A 3,601-nucleotide genomic window follows, 5' to 3' on the forward strand; every position below is an offset into this window, starting at 1 on the left:
ACTATCACGACACCCCCCTGGACCGCTTCGACCGCTGGCGCTCCGCGCTGAGCCCCGATCTGCCGCTGGCGATCCCCACCACCCCGGTCATCGTGACTCCGCAACGCTGGGGCCGAGTTCCACGGACCTTCCTGCGCTGCGCCGACGACCGGGCACTGCCGACGGCCGTGCAGGATCTCATGATCACGGAAGCCGACCGGGCCATGCCCGCCCACCCCTTCACCGTCCGCACCCTCCCCGGCAGCCACAGCCCCTTCGCCGCCCGGCCCCGTGAACTCGCCACAACTCTGCTGCTATAAGCGGCGAACGCAGGGGGAGTGTCAGGCGGAAGCAGAATGCCGGCCGGGTCCGATGTCCGGGTGGGCTTCGAGCAGTCGGTCGGTGGCCGCCTGGCGCCAGGAGTCCTCCAGGATGTCGCGCAGCTCGCCCTGCCCCTCCAGCGCGGCCAGCCGTACTCTCACCCAGGACGATGCCGCTTCGTGTGCGGGCACCCAGAACTTCTCCGGTTCAGCCGCGATCAGTTCGGCCCGCTCGTGGCGGGGACAGCGTACGGCGAACGAGGTCTGCTCGTCGGGCATGGTGATGAACATCCTCCCGGCCACCCGGAAGGTTGGCATGCTCCACGCTTCCTTCTCTACGGTCTCGGGAAGGGAGAGCGCCATGCGCCGGACATCCTGGGCAGTGGGTGAGTGCGTCACGCCGACCACGGTAATGAACCCCCGACGTCCGACACGGACAGGGGGTGGGGCTGCTCGTGCCAGGGGGGAACCTATTACGGCAAATGAGAGCACGTTGGTCGTGACGTGACGGGACTTCGAACCCCTGGCTCGTCCGACCTCTTCGTTTCCTCCTCTGCTGGATCAGATGGCGGTCAGGACGTCGCGCAGCCGCTCGTCCGCGCGGATGGTGCTGTTCGCGACGCCTGAGCGGACGATCCGCCGGTCCTGCTCGGCGAGTTCGGCGACGCACAGGCGCTGGTGTGTGCTCGGGGTGGTGACATCGAGGGGACTGCCACCTCGATCGTGGACACACCGGTTGTCATGCAGCGATGGCCGGCGTAGTTGATCTCTCTTCGTAGGCGACCGGGGCGAGGTGGCCGATCGTGGAGTGCCTGCGCTGGTGGTTGTGGAAGCCGAGCCGGCGGAAGTCCGTGAGACGGGCGGCTCGTGCGGTTGGCCAACCGTGCCGGTGCCGGGCAGGATCTCCCGCTTGAGTGAGGCGTAGAACGATTCTGCGGCGGCGTTGTACGCCGAGGTGCCGACTGCTCCCATGGACCGGCGGATCCCGGGTCTGTGACAGGTCTCAGCGAACGCGTTCGCGCCGTACTGGGCGCCGTGATCGCTGTGGAATATGACGCCGTCCACCCGGCCGCTGCGGGTGCGGACGGCCGATTCGAGGGCGTCGGTGACGAGTTCGGTGCGCATGTGATCGGCCATCGACCAGCCCAGCAGGCGACGGGAGTACACGTCGTCGATGACCGTGGCCAGATATCCATCGAAGGGTTCACGCTGCGGCAGTTCGACCCCGAGGTCAAGGTGTGGCGGATCTGGTGGGCCTCCAGCAGTCGGCCAGGACATCTGGCCCCGTATGTGGAGGGCTCCTTCACTGACGGTCTCGGCCAGTTCTTCTGCGACGACGTGCTCGGCGGGCACGAGGTCAAGGTCCGCTTCCAGTGGACCACCCACAACCCGGACGCCCCGCGCTGGGACCAGGCTTTCTCCTACGACGGCGGAACCACCTGGCGCACCAACTGGATCATGGACCTCACCCGGACCGCATAGGCGGCTCTTCACACCCAGTAACCCTCCACGGCCAGATACCTCCCCGCTAACTGGCTGCACACGGGGAATTCCAACTGGCCGCTGTCACTCTAGGAGCCATGAAGCGGCGGCGGAGCCTCGGCGGGCCTGTGGCGCCCGCATCCGGTACGGGCTGGCAGCCGGGGCGAAAACGCTCGCGGGTGTGTTCAGTTCGCAACTGTCAGTACAGCGACATCGGTCCTTCAAGGGCGCTTGGTCCGAGCAGGTCTGTTTGATAACTCGGTCGACGAAGTAGCCTGGGCCAGGTGATCGCGGGCCCGTAGGGCCTGCGGCTGAAGGCGGGATTGTCCGTGGAGGCAGAAAGGGTGCGGGGAATGGCCACCAGGGGGATAGCGCGGCTCCTGCTCAGCAACGGTGGTGAGGCTGCGCTTGAGCTGACCGTGGAGCCCTGGGCGGAAACGCGGCAGATTCCGCCGAAGCAGACGTGGGCGGTTGTCACCCACTCGTCTGCAGCAGATGGATCGTGGTCCGGGACTCTGCGCCGGAATGAACCGTTCCAGGTCGACCATCGGCGCGAATCGGTCACGGTGTGGGTCAACGGCGACTGCTTCCACCTCAGCAACATGGATGGGAACTTGGTCGACTCGGCCGACTGGCATTGCCCTGTTCAGGGTTCTGACTCCTGACTCGATCAAGAATCGCGCCAGTTCGGGGTGGATTCACGGGCGAGCCGTCGGCTCATGAGGTCGACCATCGCGACCTTGATCATGTCTTCGGAGCGGTGGGGGTGGCTCTCGTAGTCGCGGGCGAGGCGGCGGTGGTGCATGGGCCAGCCGAAGGTTCGCTCGACGACCCAGCGTCGCGGAATCACCCTGAAGTCCTTCTGGGCGGGATCACCGCGGGTGACGTCGACGTCGACGCCGAGGGTGGCACCGTGATCGATTGCCTTGGTGCGGTAGTCGCTGTCGGCCCACGCTTTCGCGACGCGGGGGTGGCTCTCGGCGATGCCCGAGAGCAGGTGGATACCGCCGACGTTGTCGGAGACGCTGGCGGCGGTGACCAGTACGGCCAGGAGCGGGCCGGCGGTGTAGACGCCGATATGGCGCTTGCGACCCGCGGTCTTCTTGCCCGCGTCGAGGCCCTGGCCGGCGGCCGGGACGTTGGCCGATGACTTGATGCTCTGGGCGTCCAAGACGCATGCGCTCGGTTCGACGTCCCGGCCTGCGGCCTCCCGAACAAGTCGGCGCAGCAGGCCGTTGAGCTGGTCAATCACACTGTCCTTCTGCCAGGCTGCGAAGTATTCGTAGACGGTTTCCCGCGGCGCGAAGTCGTTCGGCAGATACCTCCACGGGATGCCGGTGCGGTCGACGTAGAGGATGCCGTCCATGATCCGGCGCAGGTCGTGTTCGGGCGGCCGGCCGATGTCCAGGCCCTTCCCTCTTCGTTCGGCCCGCCAGGCTGTCAGAGTTGGTTCCAGTAGTCCCCAGCGGGCATCGGACAGGTCGCTCGGATACGGTCGCGGTCTGTGAGGCATGTTTCTGTAGCACCGATGCCCACCGTCCCGTGGAGGGCCCAAACAGGTGCGACCGGGGGCGTGTTGGGATCAGACAGGAGCGAAGGAACCGAAACGGGCCTTTGCAAGCCGTCACCCGCCCCACCCGCCACAACAGGCATTCGCGCCTCAGTCGATCCGATTCCACCCGCCACTGAATCGCAATGAAACACCTATAGCAGGTCAAACGCTCTTTAAGAGGCCCTAACAAAGGCGTTGGACGTGGCGGTGGGTGATGAGGCAGGTGGCGAGGCCGAGGAAGGCTTCGTGGATGTCGTCGCGTCGTTCC

4 protein-coding genes and 1 pseudogene are annotated in these 3,601 nt (G+C 66.3%); 2 read left to right on the forward strand and 3 right to left on the reverse strand.

What is annotated here, in order from left to right:
- Positions 1 to 299, forward strand: a pseudogene (locus ACFYNP_RS38315) (alpha/beta hydrolase); the annotation flags it as partial.
- Between the two features lie 21 nt (positions 300 to 320).
- On the opposite strand, the gene ACFYNP_RS38320 reads toward ACFYNP_RS38315, so the two are convergent.
- Both ACFYNP_RS38320 and ACFYNP_RS38325 read right to left on the reverse strand, forming a co-directional pair.
- On the reverse strand, positions 321 to 662 hold the full coding sequence (locus ACFYNP_RS38320; protein WP_388418615.1) for an MmcQ/YjbR family DNA-binding protein: 342 nt from the start codon (positions 660 to 662) through the stop codon (positions 321 to 323).
- Positions 663 to 860: 198 nt separating this feature from the next.
- Positions 861 to 1,436, reverse strand: a complete 576-nt coding sequence (locus ACFYNP_RS38325; protein ID WP_388792084.1) for a DDE-type integrase/transposase/recombinase — start codon at positions 1,434 to 1,436, stop codon at positions 861 to 863.
- On the opposite strand from ACFYNP_RS38325, the gene ACFYNP_RS38330 reads away from it, so the two are divergent.
- Positions 1,425 to 1,781 carry a hypothetical protein gene (locus tag ACFYNP_RS38330; protein ID WP_388792086.1) on the forward strand — a complete coding sequence of 119 codons (357 nt, stop codon included), beginning with the start codon at positions 1,425 to 1,427 and terminating at the stop codon, positions 1,779 to 1,781. The genes ACFYNP_RS38325 and ACFYNP_RS38330 overlap by 12 nt on opposite strands.
- A gap of 670 nt (positions 1,782 to 2,451) precedes the next feature.
- Here the strand turns inward: ACFYNP_RS38330 and ACFYNP_RS38335 are convergent.
- Positions 2,452 to 3,294, reverse strand: a complete 843-nt coding sequence (locus ACFYNP_RS38335; RefSeq protein ID WP_388792088.1) for an IS5 family transposase — start codon at positions 3,292 to 3,294, stop codon at positions 2,452 to 2,454.
- Positions 3,295 to 3,601: the final 307 nt, after the last annotated feature.

This window comes from Streptomyces sp. NPDC006691, assembly GCF_042869955.1.
GTDB lineage: Bacteria > Actinomycetota > Actinomycetes > Streptomycetales > Streptomycetaceae > Streptomyces.